The sequence below is a fragment of the Leuconostoc fallax KCTC 3537 genome, assembly GCF_000165675.1.
Taxonomy (GTDB): domain Bacteria; phylum Bacillota; class Bacilli; order Lactobacillales; family Lactobacillaceae; genus Leuconostoc_B; species Leuconostoc_B fallax.
In genome coordinates this window covers 43357-65179 of record NZ_AEIZ01000023.1, presented here as the reverse complement: position 1 = coordinate 65179, position 21823 = coordinate 43357, and the positions used below count along the sequence as shown (strand labels likewise).

Here is a 21823-nt window from a genome sequence, read left to right as displayed (position 1 = left end):
TATTTATGCGTTACGTTACTGCAGGTGAAAGTCACGGTCCTGAAGAGATTGCTGTTATTGAAGGTATCCCAGCGGGATTACATATAACACAAGAAGATGTTAATCAACAGTTAGCCCGTCGTCAAAAAGGGTATGGTCGTGGAGATCGTCAAAAAATTGAAACAGATCAGGTGACATTCTTAACTGGTGTGCGTCATCAAGTCACTTTGGGATCACCCATCACGCTTAATGTACACAACGATGATCACAATAATTGGTCAAAAATTATGGCACCGAATACGCCTGCTAATGATGAAAATACATTGCGTAAAGTATTACGGCCACGCCCGGGGCATGCGGATTTAGTTGGTGGTATTAAGTATCGACACCATGATTTGCGTAATGTGTTGGAGCGTTCTTCAGCACGTGAAACGACAATGCGGGTTGCTGTGGGTGCTGTTGCTAAAAAATTACTGAGTGAAATTGGTGTTGATGTGCATGGATTTGTGGTTAATGTTGGCCCAGCCAAGACCGACTTAGCGCAATTGGAACAGTATAAAACTTTAGCGAAATTACGTGAGGTAACAGAAAGTTTTGATACGCGCACTTTAGACCAAGCAACGGATGATGAAATTAAGACCGTTATTGACCAAACTAAAAAAATGCCAACACCGTTGGTGGTACTGTTCAAGTAATGGCTACGGGAATGCCAGTTGGCCTTGGTTCTTATGTTTCAGCTGATACAAAATTAGATGCGAAAATAGCCAGCGCCATTGTGGGTATTAATGCCTTTAAAGGTGTTGAATTTGGTGGCGGATTTGGTAATGCTGAAAAATACGGTGATCAAGTCATGGATGAAATTTTCTGGTCGGAAGAAAAAGGATTCTACCGTGGTAGCGATAATTTAGGTGGTTTTGAAGGTGGTATGACCACTGGTGGTGCCATCATTGTACGTGGTGTTGTTAAGCCAATTCCAACTTTGTATCGACCAATGCAAAGTGTTGATATTGATACACATCAAGATCACAAGGCAAGTATTGAACGTTCTGATACGACTGCTGTTACAGCAGCAGCTGTGATTGCTGAAGCAATGGTAGCGATTGAACTTGCTAAAGCAGTACTTGATAAGTTTGACGCTGACAATATCGAGCGTATGAAAGAACAAGTCGCAGTGTATCGTCAAGAGACACAACAATTTTAAAATGCGACGTAAAGGTGGGGTAAGGATTTACCTCGTACATAAGGATTAACAACTATGATTAAATTACAAAAAGCAACACAAAAAGGGTTACACGGCGAACTACTCGTACCTGGTGATAAAAGTATTTCTCACAGAGCACTGATGTTTGGCGCTATTGCTGAGGGCAAAACAGAAATTAAGAACTTTCTCACCTCTGCAGATGTATTACATACAATGGGTGTGTTTAAAAGTTTGGGTGTCGATATTGATTATAATGATGAACGTGTCTTGGTTAATGGGCGGGGCTTAGGTCATTTTAATCAACCCAATCAGGCACTTGATATGGGGAACTCAGGCACTTCTACACGACTATTAATGGGCTTGCTAAGTCGTCAGCCATTTGATTTAGCTATATTTGGAGATGCATCGTTATCAAAGCGACCATTAAATCGTGTAAGTGAACCATTAAAACAAATGGGCGCTAAATTTGAATTGTCGCAAGACAACTATTTACCGGGTGTTATTCAAGCGAATAACACGTTGCATGGCATCACATATCAAATGCCAGTGGCCTCTGCTCAAGTTAAAAGTGCGATATTATTAGCTGGTATGCAAGCCGAAGGTGAAACCACAGTTATTGAAACAATTAAGAGCCGCGATCATACTGAGCGGATGTTGCAACAATTTGGTGGACATATTCAAATTGATGGCAATCAGATTACGGTGACTCAGCAAGAACGGTTGTTAGGACAGCAAGTTTTGGTGCCAAGTGATATTTCTAGTGCTGCATTTTTTATTGTTGCTGCGCTTATCACACCACATTCAGAAATTACTTTAAAAAATGTTGGTGTTAATCCAACTAGAATTGGCGTGTTAACATTGCTGGAACGTATGGGTGCAATAATTGAGATACATCAGCATGATACGATAGGTGAACCAATTGCTGACATAACTGTTCGATCACAAGACTTGCAGGGTATTAATATTACTGCTGCTGATATTCCAAGTGCAGTTGATGAGTTGCCCATTTTGGCATTAGCCGCGACTCAAGCATCAGGGGATACCGTGATTAGCGGAGCCGAAGAGCTACGTGTAAAAGAAACAGATCGTATTGCAACAGTTGTTACGGAACTAAAAAATTAGGTGCCAATATCGAAGAAACATCTGATGGCATGATTATTCATGGTGGCACACCATTGCAAACGAAAGTATCAGCAACGGTTAATAGTCATGGTGATCATCGTATTGGGATGATGTTAGCAGTAGCAGGATTAATTACAGCTGGAGATGTTACATTGCAAGATGAACTAGCAATGGCAGTATCGTATCCTGAATTTCTATCGGATCTTAAGCAGGTAATCTCATGAAGACAATAGTAATCCAAGGATTAGGTGAGATGGGTGGTTCATTAGCTGCGGCTTTATATCATCAGCATCATATTATTGGCGTTGATCAAAATACAGATATTATTAATGAAGCGTGCGCAAAGCAAATCATTCATGAGGGCACGACGAATTTGAGTGCAGTCGCTGGAAAGGCTGATGTTATTATTTTAGCAACGCCAGTTTCTGTTATTCTTAGTACCATTAAAACATTAGGTCAACTGGTGTTAAAGGATGATGTCATCATTACTGATGCTGGTTCTACTAAACAATCAATTTTTGAACAAGCTAAGATTACTTTTGATCAACAGTATATTACATTTATTGGTGGCCACGCAATGGCTGGAACGCAAAATAGTGGCCTTGATGCTGTGAATCCAACTTTATATCAAGGGGTGCCCTATTTTTTGATACCTATTGATAAACAATCTAAACAAAACGTTCCAGAATTAAAGCAAATTTTACAATCAATTGGGGCTAATTTCACTGAAATAGATACACAGCAACATGATGATTTGATGGCAATGATTAGCGATGTCCCACATATCGCAGCTTTTGCGTTAGTTAACGCAGCGGTAAAACAACTTGGCGATGCGCAAGTCTTTGGTCAATATGTTGCGGGTGGGTTTAAAGATACAACGCGAATAGCAGGCAGTAATGCTAAAGTATGGACCGATATCTTATTATCTAATCAAGATAGTATCGTTGATAGTTTGCACGTTTATACAGAAGCCTTAAAAGAAATTGAAATTGCTTTAACAAACGGTAATCGACTAGAATTAGAAGCACTGCTATCACGTGCACAAGATTCGCGACAACATTTAGGAGAAAAGGCATGACGACACCAACAATTATATTAATTGGATTTATGGGTGCTGGTAAAACGTTAGTTGGACAAACATTGGCACAAAAACGTGACGTTGGTTTTTTGATGTTGACCACGAAATAGAAAAAGCAGCGAATAAGACTATTCCAAATATTTTTTCAGAAGATGGTGAGGCTGCATTCCGCGATATTGAGACACAAGTATTGCAGCAAGCAGTTCGTTTTCCGGGTATTGTTGCAACAGGAGGCGGTAGTGTTGATCGGCCTGAAAATGTTGCCATTTTGAAGCAAAGTGGCGCAACTATTATTTATTTATATGGGCCATTAGAGGATACAATCAAGCGCTTGCTACCTGAAAAGCAACGACCGCTTTTGAACCAAAAATCAACACTTGCTTTTTTGAATTATGGCAAAAGCGCGACCCGCTATACCGTTCAGTAGCTGATTATGTCGTTGAAATTGTTGATAAACCAGCAGCAACAATCGTCAATGAAATTATCAATACGATTGATGCTGATGTTGCAACAAAGGATTTACTATATTTGCGATCTCAAATTGATACGGTAGATCGTAAACTGATTAATCTCATCGCTAAACGAATGCAATTGGTTGATGAAGTAGCAGATTATAAAAAAGCTACCATATGCCAGTCGTTCAAAAAGATAGAATGAATCAAATGCGCGCGGCTTTGAAAAATGAATTTTCTGCTCACTCGCATGTTGAGGAGCAGATGATTGATGAACTCTTAAATTTGCTATTAAAAATGTCAATTGAAAGAGAGCGAGAGCAATTAGAATAATGAAATTACATACACTCGGACCTGATAGTACAGACTCAGCTCGTGCTGCAAGAATTTATCAAAATGATCATGATGTTGAAATTATTCTGCATGATAGTTTTGAAGAAATTTTATTACAATTGGATGAATATTCTGGTGAACAAATATTAATGCCAGTTGCCTTTAAAAGTAAAAAATATGATCACTTAAATTGGGCAGATATTAATTATTTAAAATGGCAGCAATTACAAATGATTGATGTTTTTGATTTGCCATTACTACCGTTAATTATTTTAGAAAATACGAAGTATAATTTAAATATTGCACGAACACATGCAGCCACGGAAGGATTGCTTAAGCAATTTTTACAAGACGAACATTTAGATGATGCTTGGGGACCTTCCATTACCTTCTCATCTAGTAAGCCTAAAGTTTATGGTGAATTTCAAAAGCATGGTGAACGTTTTGCCTTGATATCTAAACCGGAACAATTGCCTAAGGCAGAATATGTTATCCGACAAGAATTACAGCCTAAAATGGTATGGGTGGTGTACCAAGTTGCTTAAAGACCAATTAAAGTTAAATTTAACGCATCCGGCGCTTATTGCGGTGCCGTTCACAACGCAAATGGCTTTGACAGAAATTTTAAGCTCAGCAGCTGATATTGTTGAATGGCGTTTGGATTTAGAAATGACCTTGCCAGATAAAATCCAATATCGTGATGTGTTAAAGCAATTAAAATCACATAAAAAGGTATTGCTAACTTATCGTTCCAAACAAGAAGGTGGTGAGGGACAACAAATTTATGAGCAAGTAGTACATGATATCTTAGCTTGTGACGTCTTACCTGATTTAATTGATATTGAAGTTAATCAAGGTGCAGAGGTTGTCCATCAGTTGCTAGCGTTAGCACGTGACCGAAGGGTGATGTCTATTTTATCACTCCATAACTTTACGCAAACGCCAGATGAAAACGAATTGGTGTCTCTAATCAAAAATATGAGTGACTATCATCCCGATGTTGTCAAAGTCGCAATGATGCCTAAGCAATTAGCAGATGTCGAAAGGTTATTGAACGTGACTGCGAAATGTCATAAAGTACTGACGCAACCATTAATTACCATGAGCATGGGTGATTTAGGCAAAAAATCACGGATTATTGGTTACCAATACGGTTCTGAATTAACTTTTGCGACGACGTCTCAGACGACAGGGAGTGCACCAGGACAGCTAATAATTACTGATTTATTAGCGCAATGGTAATTTAGATATAGCTTATTTTAAAATAATATGTTAAACTATTATTGACCAACTGGGTAGTATCTATCTACCTACCCGCCACTCTTTAGAGAGTGGCGTTTTTTATCATTAAAATCGAGAAATAAAAAAGTACGCCACTTACTGTGCGTACTTTTTTGATAAATTGTTTAATCAGTAAATACTTGATTATATATTGCCGAAACAGCTTTATCTGACAAATCAGGTTGAATACCTAGCATAATTGAAATTTCACTAGCACCTTGGTTAACCATCTGTAAACTAATGCCTTGTTTACTTAGTGGGGATACAATTTCAGTTAGGGCACCAACACGATTACGCATACCTTCGCCAACAATCATAATGATGCTGTAATTGGGCAGCCATTTCAATGTATCTGGTTTGATTTCTTCAGTAATATCAGCAATCATACCATCAATTTGTTCTTGAACTAATAGCGATTTATCAAAAATAATGGTTAAATCATCAATACCTGATGGCATATGTTCATAAGATACGTTATGACGCTTTAGAATTTCTAATATTTTAAGTGTGAAGCCGACTTCTCGGTTCAAGAGGTAACGATGTAAGTATAATGCTGCAAACCTGTTAGAACTTGCAATCCCGGTTACGGCTTTGGTATGACGTACTTCAGTCGGTGGCACGATGAAAGTACCAGGTTCGTCAGGCGCATTGGTATTTTTAATATTGATGTGAATTCCACCCTGAATGGCTGGAATAATAGCTTCGTCATGGAATACTGCAAATCCAGCATAAGATAATTCTCGCATTTCATCATACGACATATGATGAATCGGTAGAGGATTGGAAATGATGTTAGGATTAACAGCGTAAATAGCACTAACATCTGTGAAGTTTTCATACAAATCTGCATTTAAGCCACGTGCCATAATGGCACCTGTAATATCTGATCCGCCACGAGAAAATGTTGCAATATCGCCACGAGCAGTATACCCAAAGAAACCCGGGATAATCAATCGTTCACTAGTGCTTAAATCCAATTGTGCAATTTTTTGATAACTGCTTGATTCTAGGCTTGCGGACAAAGGTCGATCATTAACAAGTAAACCAGCGTCCTTAGGATCAATAAATTTAGCCGGCATCCCCAAATGTGTGAACACTTTGGCGATTAATTGAGCGTTTAAATATTCACCGTGGGCTGCAAATGCTGCTTTAAGGTAATCAAATGAGCGATAGTGCTTTTGAGACAAATGATCAATTTGAGCATCTATTTGGGTTAGATGCTCATGTGGCATTTGAAAATAATCTGCGATAGCATGATAGCGCTGTTTAATTTCTTGAATGATTTCCTTTGTATCAGTATCATCAATTGTGGCTTGCGCATACTGTAATAATAAGTCAGTGACTTTAATATCATCTTGAAATCGCTTCCCAGGCGCTGATACAACAACAACTTTTCGATCAACATCTGAGTTGATAATATCAAAAACACGCTTTAATTGGGTACCATCAGCAAGAGAGGTACCGCCAAATTTAACAACTTTCATTTTTATTATTCTCCAGTAATTTGTAATCCTAACGGATCGATTTGTAAGACGTGGATGTCACCTGATAAATTTAATTGATTGATAGCTTGGATTAAGGGTGCCACTTTGTCTGCTGTGGTCACAGTAATAGTAGTTGGCCCTGCACCAGACAAGAACGTACCATGAATCGCTAATTGGTGCGCTACTTGTCGGATTTCCTGAAGATGTGGCACCATGGACTGTCGATATACTTCATGGAATTGATCTAGCTCCATAAGCCGACCGGCAGTATTTAAATCATGATGAGTTAATGCTGCAACTAAAGTGTTGGCGATTGCACTAGCTTGCACACTATTTTGAAATGAGAGTGACGCAGGTAAAGCGGCTCTAGCTGTTTCGGTTAACATTTCATAGTGTGGTATAAAAGTAACGAATCGTAAGCTGTGATCAATATCAAATGAGGCATGATACACGGTACTGTTATCATAATAAGCTGCAACTGCACCACCTAATAAAGCAGGGGCAACATTATCAGGATGACCCTCTAATTGTGTTGCTTTTTCTAATATATGCTGGGATGTTAGATTTAATTGTCCTAAAACGTTGGCTAGAGCAATACCAGCTAACAGTGCTGATGAAGAAGAACCAAGACCACGAGCCAATGGAATATCAGAGGTTACTTTAATTTCATGTGGGGGTAGTGATGCGCATATTTTTAACGCAGTTTTGACAATGAAGTTTTGCTCATTGTGGGGGATAGTATCACCATAATCATGGTGAACGTACCATGTATTTGCTGGCTTTATAATATCTAATGTGAGATATAGATTAACAGCGACACCTAATGAATCAAAACCCGGGCCGATATTGGCCGTTGTTGCTGGAACTTTAATACGTATAGTCATGAGAATATTTTGTACTCCGAACGCAGATTAATCCCGTCAGCATTTTTAAGCGTTGTTTTGATGACATTGAGTTGTGCATCACTCGCAGGATGGGTAATGGCAATAAGACGTGCAATACCATTCACAGCTGGGGATTGTTTCAAATCTGTAAAACTAATCTGTGCACTGGCAAATATACCGGTCACTGAGTACATAGCCCCTGGTGTATCCTTTACTTCAATGACAATAAAACGGCGTGCTTTTCTTTGAGATGGTTTGGCTAAAGGTAAATCTTGATTAAATGAATTAAATGGGCGTCCGGAAGTATTGAGGGCTAAATCGGTTGCGACGTTAGTTAAATCACTCAAAACGGAATTAGCTGTTGGTAGTTCGCCGGCACCAGGTCCATATAAGATGATTTCACCAACAGATTCACCATTTACCAAAACGGCGTTATTTTCATTGTGTACAGTAGCTAAAGGATGATCTAGCGGTACCAAATGTGGTGCGACTTCAATGCTGATGGCGTTATCAACGCGTTCAGCAACACCTAATAATTTAATAGCAAAGCCTAATTGGTGTGCATCTTGAATATCGGTGTCCGTTAAATCACTAATACCTTTGATATTGACATCTCCTAGAACGGGTTGTACACCGAACGCGAAGTTAGATAGAATAATCAGTTTATACGCCGCATCAAAGCCCTCAACATCATTAGTTGGATCTGCTTCAGCAAATCCTTTATCTTGGGCAAGTTGTAATGCTTGTGCATATGAAAGGTGGTTGACAGCCATTTGCGTTAAAATAAAGTTACTTGTACCGTTAATAATACCAGCAACACGAGATATTTCGTCAGCGGTAAAGCTACTTGTTAGCGTGCGTAAGATAGGAATACCACCAGCAACAGCTGCTTCATAATATAGGTCAACACCGTTATCATGCGCAATACGGACTAATTCTTGACCATGAATGGCAATTAAATCTTTATTAGCCGTTACAACATGTTTTTTAGCATTTAACGCGCGTTTAATAATGTCGCGCGCTGCATCTATGGAACCCATAACTTCAACGACAATTTCGATGCTATCATTTTCTAATATATCTTTTGGATTATCGGTAATTGGGAAGGTGTTGATAATACCAGATCTTGTTTTATTCACATTATGAACGACAGCATGCTTCACAACCATTTTCGTTCCGGTACGTTTAGCAATTTGTTCTGCATTTTCTTGCAATATTTTGACAACACCTGTGCCTACAGTTCCAAGGCCGAAAAGACCAATTCCGATTTCTGACATATATATTTACGTAATGCTCTAATTGATATAGAACAACTACTCTCCTTGTCTTACTTTGATTTATCTATTAATTTTATCATTTTTGTCTAAAAAATGAAATCATGTATACTTAAATTATAATAAAATTAAAAGGAATTCTAATAATGAATTATATTTCGACACGTGGTAAAAGTCCATCTGTCAGTGCCAGTCAAGCTATAATCAATGGAATGGCACCAGATGGCGGATTATATGTTCCTGAGAAATGGCCCAATGTTGATCTAGATTGGCAGATATTAGCTCAGCAATCCTATCAACAAATTGCGACACGCATTTTTGGTGCTTTTTTGATGATTTTTCGAATCAAGAAATCCAAGAAGTCGTTCAGGCAGCCTATGGCCAGCAATGGGATAATCAAGACATTGTGCCTATCCATAGCGAAAAGCATTTGCATTATTTAGAATTGTTTCATGGGCCAACATTAGCGTTCAAGGATATTGCCTTACAAGCGTTGCCACATTTATTAACAATGGCAGCTAAAAAACAACAATTAAAAAATAAACTCGTGATTCTGGCAGCTACATCAGGAGATACTGGTACAGCAGCAATGAGCGGTTTTGGGGATGTGGATCAAACTGAAATCATTGTCTTTTATCCAAAGGTTGGTGTTAGTGATATACAGCGGCAACAAATGGTCAGTGAACAGGCAAAAAATGCGCATGTTATTGCCATTACGGGTAACTTCGATGATGCGCAACAAGCAGTAAAGGCCGCACTGGGTAATCAAGAATTAATGACCCTGTTATCAGGTAATCAATTGCAGTTTTCTTCAGCTAATTCAATCAATATTGGTCGATTAATCCCGCAAATTGTCTATTATATTTACGCTTATGCGCAACTTGTTAAACAACAACAACTTCATGCCGGTGATGAGATAAAAATTGTTGTGCCAACCGGTAACTTTGGTAATGTGCTGGCTGCATTTTATGCGCAACAAATTGGTTTACCAGTTGCCCAGTTTGTCGTTGCATCTAATGAGAATAATGTTTTGACTGATTTTTTCAATACTGGTGTTTACAATAAAAATCGCCAATTTAAAGTCACACACTCACCAGCAATGGATATTTTGGTTTCAAGTAATTTAGAGCGTTTGCTATACTTTGCGAGCGGTCGTAATGCGCAAGAAATTCAAAATTATATGAGTGATCTAACACAAAAAGGCTACTATGAGCTAACAGCAACAACGCGTGAACAGCTTAGTCAGTTCTTAGCTTATGATGCAACGGATACAGAAGTTGATAAAACAATCAGCCAAGTTTTCAAGGCATCTCGTTATTTGCTAGACCCACATACGGCAGTTGGCTACCATGCATTTGAACAGCTTGATGGTCAAATGCCAACCTTATTGGCAGCGACGGCTAGCCCCTATAAGTTCCCTCAAACAGTGATGCAGGCATTAGGTGAGGAAGTGGCTCTAGGAGAGGCAGGATTAACCCAATTATCCACGATAACACATACGAAAATACCGAACCAAGTCCGTGATTTATTCAAAAACCAATATTACACGATAAAATTATTGATTCTTCGGAAATTTTACAAACATTAGGTGTAACTTTAAAGCTAAAATAGGGTAAAATATTAACATAACCTATTTTGGTAATATAAGGAGAAAGCTACATGTCATATCAGGAACAAGATGCTATTGTTTGGAGTGCTATTCAACAAGAGTCAGCACGTCAAAATCGAACAATTGAACTTATTGCTTCAGAGAATTTCGCATCTCAGGCTGTGCGAGCAGCGCAAGGATCTAGACTTACTAATAAATACGCTGAGGGTTATCCCTATAAGCGTTATTATGGTGGAACTGAGTATGTCGATGTCATTGAACAGACTGCTATGGAGCGTTTGCAGGAGTTATTCGGTGCAGAGTATGTCAATGTTCAACCACATTCTGGTTCTCAAGCTAATGCTGCTGTTTATATGGCTTTCCTAGAGCCTGGTGACAAAATTTTGGGCATGGGGTTGGATGCCGGTGGTCATTTAACCCACGGTGCTAAAGTAAGTTTTTCTGGTAAAATGTATGAATCATTTTCATATGGATTAGATCCTGAAACCGAATTATTGGACTATGATGCCATTTTACAACAAGCAAAAGAAGTACAACCTAAGATGATTGTGGCGGGTGCATCTGCTTATTCACGTATTATTGATTTCAATAAGTTCCGTGAAATTGCTGATGAAGTGGGCGCTTATCTGATGGTTGATATGGCACATATCGCAGGATTGGTTACTGCAGGATTACATCCAAATCCTGTTGGCATTGCTGATGTTGTGACATCTACAACGCATAAGACATTACGTGGCCCACGTGGTGGTATTATTTTATCGCAAGAAAAATATGCTAAAAAATTAATTCAGCGATTTTCCCTGGATCTCAAGGTGGTCCATTAGAACACGTTATTGCTGCAAAGGCTATTGCATTTGGTGAAGCATTGCAGCCATCATTTAAGGATTACGCTGCTCAAGTGATTCGTAATGCTCAAGCAATGGCTGATGAATTTAACAAGACAGATGATATCCGTGTTGTAACTGGTGGTACAGATAATCATTTGTTCAATCTCGACTTAACACAAACAGGTTTGAACGGTAAGCAGACACAAGAATTGCTTGATTCAGTGTCGATTACGACCAACAAAGAAGCTTTGCCAAATGAAAAGCTTAGCCCATTTGTTACTTCAGGTATTCGTATTGGAACACCAGCTATTACAACGCGTGGGTTTAATGAAGAAGATGCACGTGAAGTTGCGCGCTTGATTGCTGAAGCGATTCACCATGCAGATGATGCTACGGTACTTGCTCAGGTTAAAAAGTCAGCTGAAAAGTTGGCAATGGCACATTTATTTAATTAATCTGCGACGCAAGTGATTATGTCAGAAAAAATGGATAAATCGCAATTACGTGATATACAAAAGCAAAAGATGAAAGCGGTTGTAGGTCATCAACAGCATCATCAAGAGGAAGCTTTGTTGCAGGAAAAGTTATTTCATAGCGACTATTGGCAAAATGCAAAGACAGTTGCCGTTACCTTGAGTTTACCTTGGGAAGTCAATACACAAGCCATTATTACACGGGCTTGGTATGACAATAAAAGCGTTGTGGTTCCCAAAATTTTGAATCACAATATGCATTTTGTACCGTTAACAATGGATACTAAGCTGAAAAAAGGCCAGTTAGCTATTTCAGAGCCAGAACAAGCCGATGCTGTAGCAATTAATACGATTGATCTCGTTATTGTACCAGGCCTGGCCTTTGATCAACGTGGTGCACGTTTGGGTCAGGGGGCTGGATACTATGATCGTTTCTTGTCACAATATACGGGGCATACGATCGCCATTGCGACATCTGAACTTTTTTGTAGATCATGTGCCAACCGAATCGCATGACCAATTTGTACAATATGTGATAACTAAAGAAAATAACGCTTAGGCGTTATTTTTTATTTGTATATATCATTCATAAGAGTACTTAATTAAATAAATTAATAATATAGCATTGATACCAAAACAATCATAGCGATAAAATGATAATGTTAGAAAAGCTATCACTTTATATTCCATCAACTGGTATAGATGGTAAACTACTGTTTATAGAATGAATTAAGAGGAGATATAGTATGAACAGTGGTGATTTGGCATGGGTTTTGATTTCTGCTGCATTGGTATGGATTATGACGCCAGGATTAGCTTTGTTTTACGGTGGCTTAGGCGAAAAACGTAATTTATTCCACACAATGTTCGTACCAGTTCTCATCATTGGTATTGCAACAGTTGTTTGGTTTTTAGTCGGTTATTCAATTGCCTTTGGTGGTAAGGGAAATATCATGGGAAACTTCGACCATTTATTTTTTAATAATGTGTCTTTCTCTAAATCAACAAAAGATTTAACCATTCCGGACGGTGCATTTGCATTGTTTCAAGGCATGTTTCCAATAATTACTGCCGCTATTATTACTGGCTCAGTTGTTGGTCGTGTACGTATTAAAGCGCTAATTGTATTTATTACGTTATGGCTGATTGTAATCTATGCACCATTGGCACATATGGTATGGGGAAATGGTTTGCTAGCACAACTTGGCGCGATTGACTTTGCTGGTGGTACAGTAGTTCACATTTCAAGTGGTGTGACTGGTTTGGTGCTTGCTTTGATGATTGGACATCGTCATCAAGATAAACATTTACCAGTACGACCGAGTTACGTTTTGATTGGTGGCGCTTTGTTATGGATTGGTTGGTTTGGTTTTAATGCCGGTTCAGCATTGGCAGCTAATGGCATTGCAGTATTAGCGTTAGTGAATACATGGCTGGCTTCTGCAGCTGCGTTGCTCATGTGGGGAATGGTTGAGTACTTAATGCGTAAGCGTATCACTTTAGCGGGCATTACAAGTGGTGGTATTGCTGGATTAGTGGTTATCACCCCCGCTGCTGGGTTCGTTTCACCGTGGGCAGCTGTGGTAATGGGGTTAATCGGTGGTGTTGTTGGTTTTGCTGGTATTACATTTGTCAAAAATCGTTTCGGCTATGACGATACATTGGATGCTTTTGGTATTCATGGTATTGGCGGTACTGTTGGGGCGCTATTAACTGGTGTATTCGCTGATCAACGCATCGGCGGCGTTGCAGGATTGTTAAACGGGAATATCGCATTGCTTGGTAAACAAATTATTGCGGTACTATTTACTGTGGTACTTGCGGCACTTGGTACTTTTATTTTGGCTAAAATCACGGAAATGATTGCAGCGCCTCTACGCCTTACGCCTGAGGAAGAAGAAAAGGGATACGATATCTTGTTGCACGATATTTTGCAATAAAAGAACAGCATTTGGCTGTTTTTTTATTAATATAGTTTATGTTAACTTTTAACATGATAGAATAGTATCAGAATACAAAAAGGAAATCGTATGACACAACCACAATTAGGTACTATTATTAAAGCAAATGTTACAGATGAGAATGATAATTTCTTCTTTGCACAATTAGATGGATTCGTCTATGAAATTGACAAAGCAGAATTAGTGAAGCCGCTCAAAATGGGCGGTTTTGTCACTGGATTTGCGTATGAAAATAACCAACATAAATTACAAATTACTAAAAATATGCCACGCGCTCAAAAAGACGTTTACGGCTGGGGTAGTGTTGTTGCTGGTCGCCATGATTTGGGTATATTTGTTGATGTCGGGATCCCCAATAAGGACATTGTGATATCAATGGATGATTTACCTACAATGACTAATTTATGGCCACAAAAAGGTGATCGCTTACTATTGGCGTTGAAAGAGGACAGCAAGGGGCGCCTTTGGGGTGAATTGGCACAGCAAGACATTATTGCCGCCGTTTCTCGACGCGCACCAGAAGGTTTGAATCATAAATCAGTTAAAGCAACTGTGTATCGTAATAAAATAGCAGGGACGTTAGTTGTCACTGAAGACTATTATCTAGGCTTTATTCATCCCTCACAACGTGATGATGAACCAAGACTTGGTGAAGTGGTGAACGCACGTGTCATTGCTGTACGTGATGATGGGTCATTGAATTTATCACTGAAGCCATTAGCGCATGAAACAATGGATGAAGATGCCAAGTTTTTGTTGTTGCAACTACAAAGACGCAGTAATCATTCATTGCCATTTAATGATAAGAGTGATCCAGTTTTGATTAAACGTCAGCTTGGCTTTAGTAAGGGCCAATTTAAACGTGCTTTGGGTAGACTGCTTAAGTTAAGAGTAGTTGAACAAATCGAAGGTGGCATTAAATTAAAAAATGACGAACAATAATTCAGAGAATTATGTGAATGATTATTTGCATTTTATAAGGATTGAACGTGGCTTGTCTGAAAATACCATTACAAGCTATCGGCAAGATTTAAAACAGTTTGTGACGTATCTAGCGCATCAGTCAATTCAACTTGAAAATGTGGATCATGTTACCATCTTATCCTGGTTGAACGTTTTAAAGCAGTCGCATAAGTCAAACAATTCAGTTATTCGTATGGTAACTTCATTACGTAAATTTTTTGGCTATTTGGCGCAAGAAAAATTATTAGCACATAATCCAATGATCCATATTCAACCACCAAAGAAGTCCAGTCACTTACCTGCTGTTTTAAGTGTCGAAGAAATCGACCGTTTATTGCAAGTACCAACACCAGTAAACCCTTTAGGCATACGTAATCGTACTTTGTTAGAAGTTATGTATGCAACAGGTCTTCGAGTCAGTGAACTGGTTAATTTAAGAATGAAAGATTTACATTTGACTCTAGGTTTGATTCAAACCATTGGTAAAGGGGACAAAGAGCGGATTATTCCAATTGGTGAGGTTGCAACAACTTGGTTACAACGTTATTTTGAGACTAGTCGAGATGTACTGCTTAAAGGCCAAGAATCTGACTATGTTTTTTAAACGACCGTGGTCAGAAAATTAGCCGGCAAGGTATTTGGAAAATTATTAAAAAAATGGTGACTGCAGCTGGTATTACAAAAGATGTATCACCCCATACATTACGTCATTCATTTGCAACGCACATTTTAGAAAATGGTGCTGATTTACGGATTGTTCAAGAATTATTAGGGCATGCCGATATTTCAACGACTCAGATTTATACGCATATTTCGAAGAAGAGATTAAGTGAAGTGTATGACCAAACGCATCCACGTGCTTAATAGAATTTTAGGAAAGACGACATTATGTTAGTAAGAGCTCGAAAAGATAGTGAAAAAACAGTAATGGGCCTGTTGGCATTATTACCTGGTTTAAGAGAAATCGATCATCTTAATGCTGAAATTGCTTGGTATTACAGAGATGATAATCGTCAACTATGGACATGGCGTGATGATGATCATAATCAAGTTCAAGGCGTATTGGGCGTGGAAGTGATTAATCACAAAATTACATTGGTGCGCCACATTTCTTTAACACCAGATTCACGAAAAGCGGCTAATTATTTTGCGATTCTAACAGATTATCAAGTACAATATCGTGATGCTTATTTGATGGGGACACTAGATAATCAAAAACTCATTAATAAGTGGAGAAAAAATTATCAAGAACAACAATCTCACAATTAAAATTTCTGAATTTGAAGGCCCTTTAGATTTATTATTGCACCTAATTCAAAAGTCAGAAATGGATATTTTAGATCTACCTATTGCAGAAATTACCACCCAATATCTTGCATTTATTAAGCAACAAGAAGCAATGGCATTAGACGTGGCAAGTGAGTATTTGGTCATGGCGGCAACATTACTTCGCATTAAATCAGCAGATTTGTTACCACCAGAAATTGAAGATACCACCGTAGATATCATCGATGAAGAATCAATAGACACAAAAGAAGCATTAATGTTGCAATTATTGACTTACCAACAGTTTCAAATTGCTGCAAAAACGCTAGAATATCGCGAACATGCAGAGAAGCAATCCTTCACTCGTGAGCCAGCATTAGTGCCTAGTGATCTATCACCCAATACAGCATTATCTCCAGGATTAACACTGGTTGACTTGCAGCTTGCTTTTTCACAAATTTTATTGCGTAAACAACGAGAAGATCCTATTAGTCGTAGTATTGTGCGTGAACGTTACTCACTTAATGATGCAATGACTTCGGTGACAACAAAGATGAGTCAATTAAGTTCTGGAGAGCGGCTATCATTTAAATCTTTTTTGTTGATTTGAGTGATCGTGAGATTTTGGTGATGAATTTTTTGCGTTGCTAGAATTAGTCAAAGAATCACGCTTAATACTGCACCAAGAAATGCCTACAGCAGAAATTTTTATAGAAATTGGAAGTTTTAACGATGAGTAACCAAAGCCAAATCGAAGCCTTGCTATTTGTTGCAGGAGATGAGGGCATCAGTTTTAGTGCAATTAGTAATATTACAGGCTTTACACATCCAGCGATTCAAGGCATTATTGATCATTTAAATGCCAAGTATAGTCAAGATAATAATTGTGCACTTGAATTACATCAAGATGAGGATAGGCTTTATCTGGTAACGAAGCCCGAATTAGGGGGGATTTTAAAAAATATTTCGAATTACCCGCTAATAATAAATTATCCAAATCTTCTTTAGAGGTTTTAGTTATTATTGCCTATAAACAGCCAATCACTCGAATTGAAATTGAAAATATACGCGGTGTTAAATCGACAAATATTTTACAAAAGCTTTTGACTAAAGAAATGATTCAGGTGGTTGGCCGCAAGGATGAAATTGGTCGACCGATTATGTATGGGACAACATCTGGATTTCTTGATTATTTTGGCTTGAAATCTTTGGATGAATTACCACCTTTAGTAGATTTTGATGCGATTGAGGTGGAATCAGGGGATGCCCCACAACAAATGCTTTTTGATCAAGAAAGTACATTTACCAAACCAAAAAATGAGGAACTTAATCATGTCTGAAATACAAAATGAAGAACGCTTGCAAAAGGTTATTGCGCAAGCAGGTCTTGCTTCACGACGCGGGGCGGAAGCTTTAATCGTTGAGGGCCGTGTGAGTGTTAATGGCCAACAGGTTAAAGAACTAGGAACAAAAGTACGTCGTAGTGATACGGTTGCCGTTGACGGTGTGCCCATCGAGGGGCGTGAACGACTCGTTTATTATTTATTAAATAAGCCACGTGGTGTTGTGACGACGACGCAAGATGAAAAAGGTAGAGCCACTGTTTTAGATATTTTAGATGATGTTAGCCAACGTGTTTATCCAGTAGGGCGTCTAGACTATGACACAACGGGTGCTTTGCTATTGACCAATGACGGCACGATAGCTAATGAACTGATGCACCCAAAATCAAAGGTTGACAAGGTTTATATTGCTAAAGTTAAGGGGATGGCGACTGAGAATGATTTATTACCTTTGAAAAAAGGTGTGATGATTGAGGGGCATAAGACGCAACCAGCACGTGTTAGTGTCGAAAGTGTTGATAAAACTAAGAAAACTAGCATGGTGAAGCTCATTATCCACGAAGGTAAAAATCATCAAGTTAAGAATATGTTAGCTAAGGTCGGCTTCCCAGTTGAAAAACTGAAAAGAGAACAATATGCCTTTTTAGATTTGGTTGGATTACAGCCGGGAGAATATCGTAAGTTAACAAATGCTGAGGTGAGTCGTCTAAAGGCAAAGGATTATAAAAACTATCGTCGTAAGCACTAACCGTTGTTTTTGTTCTGTTCATGTGGTAGTATCATATTAAATTGAATATTTACTTCAGGGTCGGGTGTGATTCCCAACCGGCGGTAATGCATGTTTTCCAATATGACAAGCTCCGCGACTCACAGTGATGTGACCGATTTGGTGAGATTCCAAGGCCGACAGTTAAAGTCTGGTATAAAGAAGTTAAAAATGAAAGTAACTGCTTATTTGTTGTGCCCTGATAAATAGGCAGTTTTTTGAGGATAAAAATATGTCAATTTCACGCACACGGACACAGCGGATTACGTTTATCGCCATCATGAGTACCATATCTTTTTTGCTTATGATATTTCCGCAAATTCCATTAATTCCAGGCGCAGATTTTTTGAAGTTAGATTTTTCAATTATACCTGTTCTGTTAGCTGTATATTGGTTTGATTTTTCAGCAGGATTATTGGTTATTTTATTACGAACAATTTTAAAATTATTATTAAATAACGAAGGCGTCAATACATATTTGGGACTGCCTGTTAATGTGTTAGGTGTTTTGACATTTATCACACTTTTATATCTTATTTTGCCACGGGTAACAGTCAAGTTAAATTATATTCGTGCTATACTTGGCGTCTTGGTTGCAACAGGTGGTTTGGCGATAAGTATGATTATTGTTAATTGGTTTGTGGTCATTCCGCTATATGCACAGTTTGCTCATTTTGATATTCAACAGATATTTGGTGTGGGACACTATTTGATTGCCATTGTTATGCCATTTAATCTGATACAAGGTATTATATGGGGTATTGTTTCGATGACGATTTTATCGAGTACTATGAAAGTTAAGCATATAATTAATAGATGACCAAGACTTTAACACACTAATCGTTCGCCTTATGGTAAACTTTTATGTGAAGTAATTTTATGTGGAGGTCGTTTCAAATGAACGATTATAACCCTAACGACTTGAGTCGAACATCTCGGCGTCAACATCAAAAAGTTGAACCTCATTTTTCAAGAAAAAAGATCAAGGGTCAGATCAGAATAATAAAAAATATATGTCCTATTGGTTGCACTATTTTTAGTGGTAATTTCGTTTGTGCCCGTTTACGGTATGATAAAGAACAATCATAGATCAGATGCAACGCCAGCCAGTGTTAAGTCGTCAAGCTCATCAAGTAAGGCTTCATCTTCAACCAGTAGCAAAGCAGACATATCAAAGAGTACTAGTGAAGAGACGAGTACATCAAGTGCGCAAAGCGATGATACTATGGCTTCATCTTCAACCGTGTCAGAAAGCACTGATACCACTACTTCGTCATCCACTGTAGAGTCAGAATCTAGTGCGCAAAGCGACACAACGGCTCAGACAAGTAGTTCAGCAACTAGTAGCGAAGCAAGTCAATCAACAGCAACGGTAGGATCGGGGCAGGGCGCATATCGTGTTGCCACAAATGCAGGTATTTCGGTTTCTGAATTACAACGTCTTAATCCCGGAGTTGATGTGACTAATTTAGCTCCAGGGCAATCATTACGCGTTAAATAAGAGGAGACCCATATTATTATGAATTGGCAAATTGCTATTGATGGGCCAGCTTCAGCTGGAAAATCAACGATTGCAAAAATTTTGGCATCTAATTTAGGTTATATCTATGTAGATACTGGTGCTATGTATCGGACGGTAACATTGGCTGTTAAACGTGCACATATTGATTATAATGATGAATCAAAAGTTATTGAATTACTTGATAAAATTAATATTGATTTTGAACCTGATGTATCTGGACAGCGCGTTTTCTTAAATCATGATGATGTGACAGAAGAGATTCGCTCCAATGAAATTACGAACAACGTGTCACAGGTTGCAGCTTATGCTGATGTTCGTACTGATTTGGTGGAAAGGCAACGCCAATTAGCGCAGGAAGCTAATATTATTATGGACGGCCGTGATATTGGGACGACGGTTTTACCACTTGCTCAAGTCAAGATATTTTTAGTTGCTAGTGTCGATGAACGGGCGCAGCGCCGCTATAAAGAAAATATGGCTAAAGGAATGACAGCCAATTTGGAAACGTTAAAAGCAGACATTGCATTACGTGACTATAAAGACTCGCACCGTGCAATCAGTCCTCTAATTCAAGCTGATGATGCAATATTAGTAGACACAACAGGACACAGCATTGAAGAAGTCGTGACAGAGATTACGGCTATAATTAACGATAGACAAAAGAAATAAAGTATTATCGTCGCGCAAGCGGCTTTTTTACTATGCAAATAGAGTTTAATTTGTTATAGTATACCTATAAGTGTAAATTGCAGGAGGACGATTGACGTCATGAGTGAAACAAACAACGAGCTATTAGCAGCTCTTGAAAGTGCAGATCAAATAAAGGTAGGAGATGTTGTTACAGGCGAAGTTGTTGCCATTGATAATGACAACCAAGCTGTTATTGGTTTGCATACCGGTGAAGAAGGAGTTGTGCCAGCACGTGAGTACTCTGACGATCGTAACATCAATCTGGCCGACGAATTAAAAGTTGGTGACACAGTTGAAGCTGTTGTTATTAACAACGTAACAAGCGATAAAGAAGGCGTTGCATACCTTCTTTCAAAGAAGCGCTTGGATGCACGTAAGGCATGGGAGAACTTAAACTTTGCCGAAGGTGATACAGTGGATGCAAAGGTTGTTAATGCTGTTCGTGGTGGTTTAGTTGTCACGGTTGAAGGTGTGCGTGGATTCGTACCAGCATCAATGGTTGCAGAACGTTTTGTTTCAGATTTGAACCAATTCAAGAATAAAGACATCAAGGCACAGGTTATTGAAATTGATCCAGCCAAGAGTCGTTTGATTCTTTCACGTAAGGCCGTTATTGCACAAGAACATGCTGAAAAGATTGCTGAAGTATTTGGTAAGCTTTCAGTAGGTGAAGTTGTTGAAGGAACAGTAGCACGTTTGGCTGACTTCGGTGCATTTATTGACCTTGGTGGTGTAGACGGTTTGGTTCACGTTTCTGAAATTTCATATGATCGTGTCAAGAACCCAGCTGATGTATTATCACGTGGTGAAAAGGTCAATGTTAAGATTTTGGCATTGGATGAAGAGAAGGGTCGTATTTCTCTATCAATCAAGGCTACTCAACCTGGACCTTGGGATAAAGTTGCTGAAGAAGCACCTGCTGGTACTGTACTTGAAGGTACTGTAAAGCGTGTTAAGGATTTCGGCGCATTCGTTGAAATTTTCCCAGGTATTGAAGGTCTTATCCACGTATCACAAATCTCACACAAGCGTGTTGAAAATCCAGCTGATGTTTTGAAGTCAGGTGATAAGGTTAAGGTACAAGTTTTGGATGTTAAGCCAGCCGAAGAACGTATCTCACTTTCAATGAAGGCATTGGAAGAGAAGCCAGCTCACGAAGAAGAAGACAACGATGGACGTGCATCACGTGCGGATATCGCAGCATATAATCAACAAGATGATGAATCAGGTGCAACACTTGGTGACATCTTTGGTGATAAATTGTAAAATTAAAAAGCTGGCTTGCCAGCTTTTTTTATTGTAAATACTAAGTTAA

The 21823-nt window shown here is 38.7% G+C and carries 19 protein-coding genes, 6 pseudogenes and 1 riboswitch; of the genes and pseudogenes, 22 read left to right on the top strand and 3 right to left on the bottom strand.

Annotated elements, in window-relative coordinates; genetic code table 11:
• The first annotated feature begins 5 nt into the window (after positions 1–5).
• The 8 genes and pseudogenes from aroC to aroD all read left to right on the top strand — a co-directional run bounded on the left by aroC (position 6) and on the right by aroD (position 5407).
• Positions 6–1180 (top strand): annotated as a pseudogene (gene aroC, locus LEUFL_RS11955) (chorismate synthase).
• 54 nt (positions 1181–1234) lie between these two features.
• Positions 1235–2526 (top strand): annotated as a pseudogene (gene aroA, locus LEUFL_RS11950) (3-phosphoshikimate 1-carboxyvinyltransferase).
• On the top strand, positions 2523–3380 hold the full coding sequence (locus LEUFL_RS0106935) for a prephenate dehydrogenase (protein ID WP_010008427.1): 858 nt from the start codon (positions 2523–2525) through the stop codon (positions 3378–3380). Before aroA ends, LEUFL_RS0106935 begins: the two are co-directional and overlap by 4 nt.
• A 106-nt stretch (positions 3381–3486) precedes the next feature.
• Positions 3487–3807, top strand: a complete 321-nt coding sequence (locus LEUFL_RS13245; RefSeq protein WP_308736784.1) for a shikimate kinase — start codon at positions 3487–3489, stop codon at positions 3805–3807.
• A gap of 101 nt (positions 3808–3908) precedes the next feature.
• On the top strand, positions 3909–4037 hold the full coding sequence (locus LEUFL_RS13565; protein WP_373419079.1) for a chorismate mutase: 129 nt from the start codon (positions 3909–3911) through the stop codon (positions 4035–4037).
• A complete protein-coding gene (locus LEUFL_RS13240) occupies positions 4010–4165 on the top strand; it encodes a hypothetical protein (protein WP_010008424.1) in 156 nt (51 codons plus the stop codon). The genes LEUFL_RS13565 and LEUFL_RS13240 overlap by 28 nt, the downstream gene beginning before the upstream one ends.
• Positions 4165–4710, top strand: a complete 546-nt coding sequence (locus LEUFL_RS0106915) for a hypothetical protein (RefSeq protein ID WP_010008422.1) — start codon at positions 4165–4167, stop codon at positions 4708–4710. Before LEUFL_RS13240 ends, LEUFL_RS0106915 begins: the two co-directional genes overlap by 1 nt.
• Entirely contained in the window at positions 4703–5407 is a 705-nt protein-coding gene (gene aroD / locus LEUFL_RS0106910) for a type I 3-dehydroquinate dehydratase (protein ID WP_010008420.1), read from the top strand. Before LEUFL_RS0106915 ends, aroD begins: the two co-directional genes overlap by 8 nt.
• A 164-nt stretch (positions 5408–5571) precedes the next feature.
• Here aroD and LEUFL_RS0106905 read toward each other — a convergent pair whose 3' ends face one another.
• Genes LEUFL_RS0106905 through LEUFL_RS0106895 form a run of 3 tightly spaced genes read right to left on the bottom strand, consistent with a single transcriptional unit; the run spans position 5572 to position 9091 of the window.
• Positions 5572–6930: an aspartate kinase gene (locus LEUFL_RS0106905; RefSeq protein WP_010008418.1), complete on the bottom strand. Its 1359-nt coding sequence runs from the start codon at positions 6928–6930 to the stop codon at positions 5572–5574.
• A 5-nt stretch (positions 6931–6935) separates the two neighbouring features.
• Positions 6936–7814, bottom strand: a complete 879-nt coding sequence (thrB, locus tag LEUFL_RS0106900) for a homoserine kinase (protein ID WP_010008416.1) — start codon at positions 7812–7814, stop codon at positions 6936–6938.
• The gene (locus tag LEUFL_RS0106895; RefSeq protein WP_010008414.1) at positions 7811–9091 is read right to left on the bottom strand and encodes a homoserine dehydrogenase; all 1281 of its coding nucleotides are present in this window, start codon (positions 9089–9091) and stop codon (positions 7811–7813) included. The genes thrB and LEUFL_RS0106895 overlap by 4 nt, the downstream gene beginning before the upstream one ends.
• Before the next feature lie 143 nt (positions 9092–9234).
• Between LEUFL_RS0106895 and thrC the strand changes: the two are divergent.
• The 14 genes and pseudogenes from thrC to rpsA all read left to right on the top strand — a co-directional run bounded on the left by thrC (position 9235) and on the right by rpsA (position 21774).
• Positions 9235–10699 (top strand): annotated as a pseudogene (gene thrC / locus LEUFL_RS11940) (threonine synthase).
• 48 nt (positions 10700–10747) lie between these two features.
• Positions 10748–11979, top strand: a pseudogene (glyA, locus tag LEUFL_RS11935) (serine hydroxymethyltransferase).
• Positions 11980–11997: 18 nt separating this feature from the next.
• Complete coding sequence (locus LEUFL_RS11930) at positions 11998–12513, top strand: 5-formyltetrahydrofolate cyclo-ligase (RefSeq protein WP_010008413.1); 516 nt, start codon at positions 11998–12000, stop codon at positions 12511–12513.
• Positions 12514–12743: 230 nt separating this feature from the next.
• Entirely contained in the window at positions 12744–13937 is a 1194-nt protein-coding gene (locus tag LEUFL_RS0106875) for an ammonium transporter (protein ID WP_010008412.1), read from the top strand.
• 90 nt (positions 13938–14027) lie between these two features.
• Entirely contained in the window at positions 14028–14900 is an 873-nt protein-coding gene (locus LEUFL_RS0106870) for a CvfB family protein (RefSeq protein ID WP_010008411.1), read from the top strand.
• Positions 14887–15785, top strand: a pseudogene (xerD, locus tag LEUFL_RS11925) (site-specific tyrosine recombinase XerD). Before LEUFL_RS0106870 ends, xerD begins: the two are co-directional and overlap by 14 nt.
• A gap of 24 nt (positions 15786–15809) precedes the next feature.
• Positions 15810–16190, top strand: a complete 381-nt coding sequence (locus tag LEUFL_RS0106860) for a hypothetical protein (RefSeq protein WP_010008410.1) — start codon at positions 15810–15812, stop codon at positions 16188–16190.
• 34 nt (positions 16191–16224) lie between these two features.
• Positions 16225–16797 (top strand): segregation and condensation protein A, encoded by a 573-nt coding sequence (locus LEUFL_RS11920; RefSeq protein ID WP_010008408.1) that lies wholly within the window; start codon positions 16225–16227, stop codon positions 16795–16797.
• Between the two features lie 122 nt (positions 16798–16919).
• Positions 16920–17527, top strand: a pseudogene (gene scpB / locus LEUFL_RS11915) (SMC-Scp complex subunit ScpB).
• On the top strand, positions 17520–18278 hold the full coding sequence (locus LEUFL_RS0106845) for a pseudouridine synthase (protein ID WP_010008406.1): 759 nt from the start codon (positions 17520–17522) through the stop codon (positions 18276–18278). The pseudogene scpB and the gene LEUFL_RS0106845 overlap by 8 nt, the downstream one beginning before the upstream one ends.
• 46 nt (positions 18279–18324) lie before the next feature.
• Positions 18325–18467, top strand: a riboswitch (FMN riboswitch).
• Positions 18468–18528: 61 nt separating this feature from the next.
• Positions 18529–19116, top strand: coding sequence for an ECF transporter S component (locus LEUFL_RS0106840; protein WP_010008405.1), 588 nt, complete (start codon positions 18529–18531; stop codon positions 19114–19116).
• A gap of 249 nt (positions 19117–19365) precedes the next feature.
• Entirely contained in the window at positions 19366–19797 is a 432-nt protein-coding gene (locus LEUFL_RS12690; RefSeq protein ID WP_010008401.1) for a LysM peptidoglycan-binding domain-containing protein, read from the top strand.
• A gap of 18 nt (positions 19798–19815) precedes the next feature.
• Complete coding sequence (gene cmk / locus LEUFL_RS0106830) at positions 19816–20487, top strand: (d)CMP kinase (protein ID WP_010008400.1); 672 nt, start codon at positions 19816–19818, stop codon at positions 20485–20487.
• 99 nt (positions 20488–20586) lie between these two features.
• Positions 20587–21774: a 30S ribosomal protein S1 gene (gene rpsA, locus LEUFL_RS0106825; protein ID WP_010008398.1), complete on the top strand. Its 1188-nt coding sequence runs from the start codon at positions 20587–20589 to the stop codon at positions 21772–21774.
• Positions 21775–21823 lie beyond the last annotated feature (49 nt).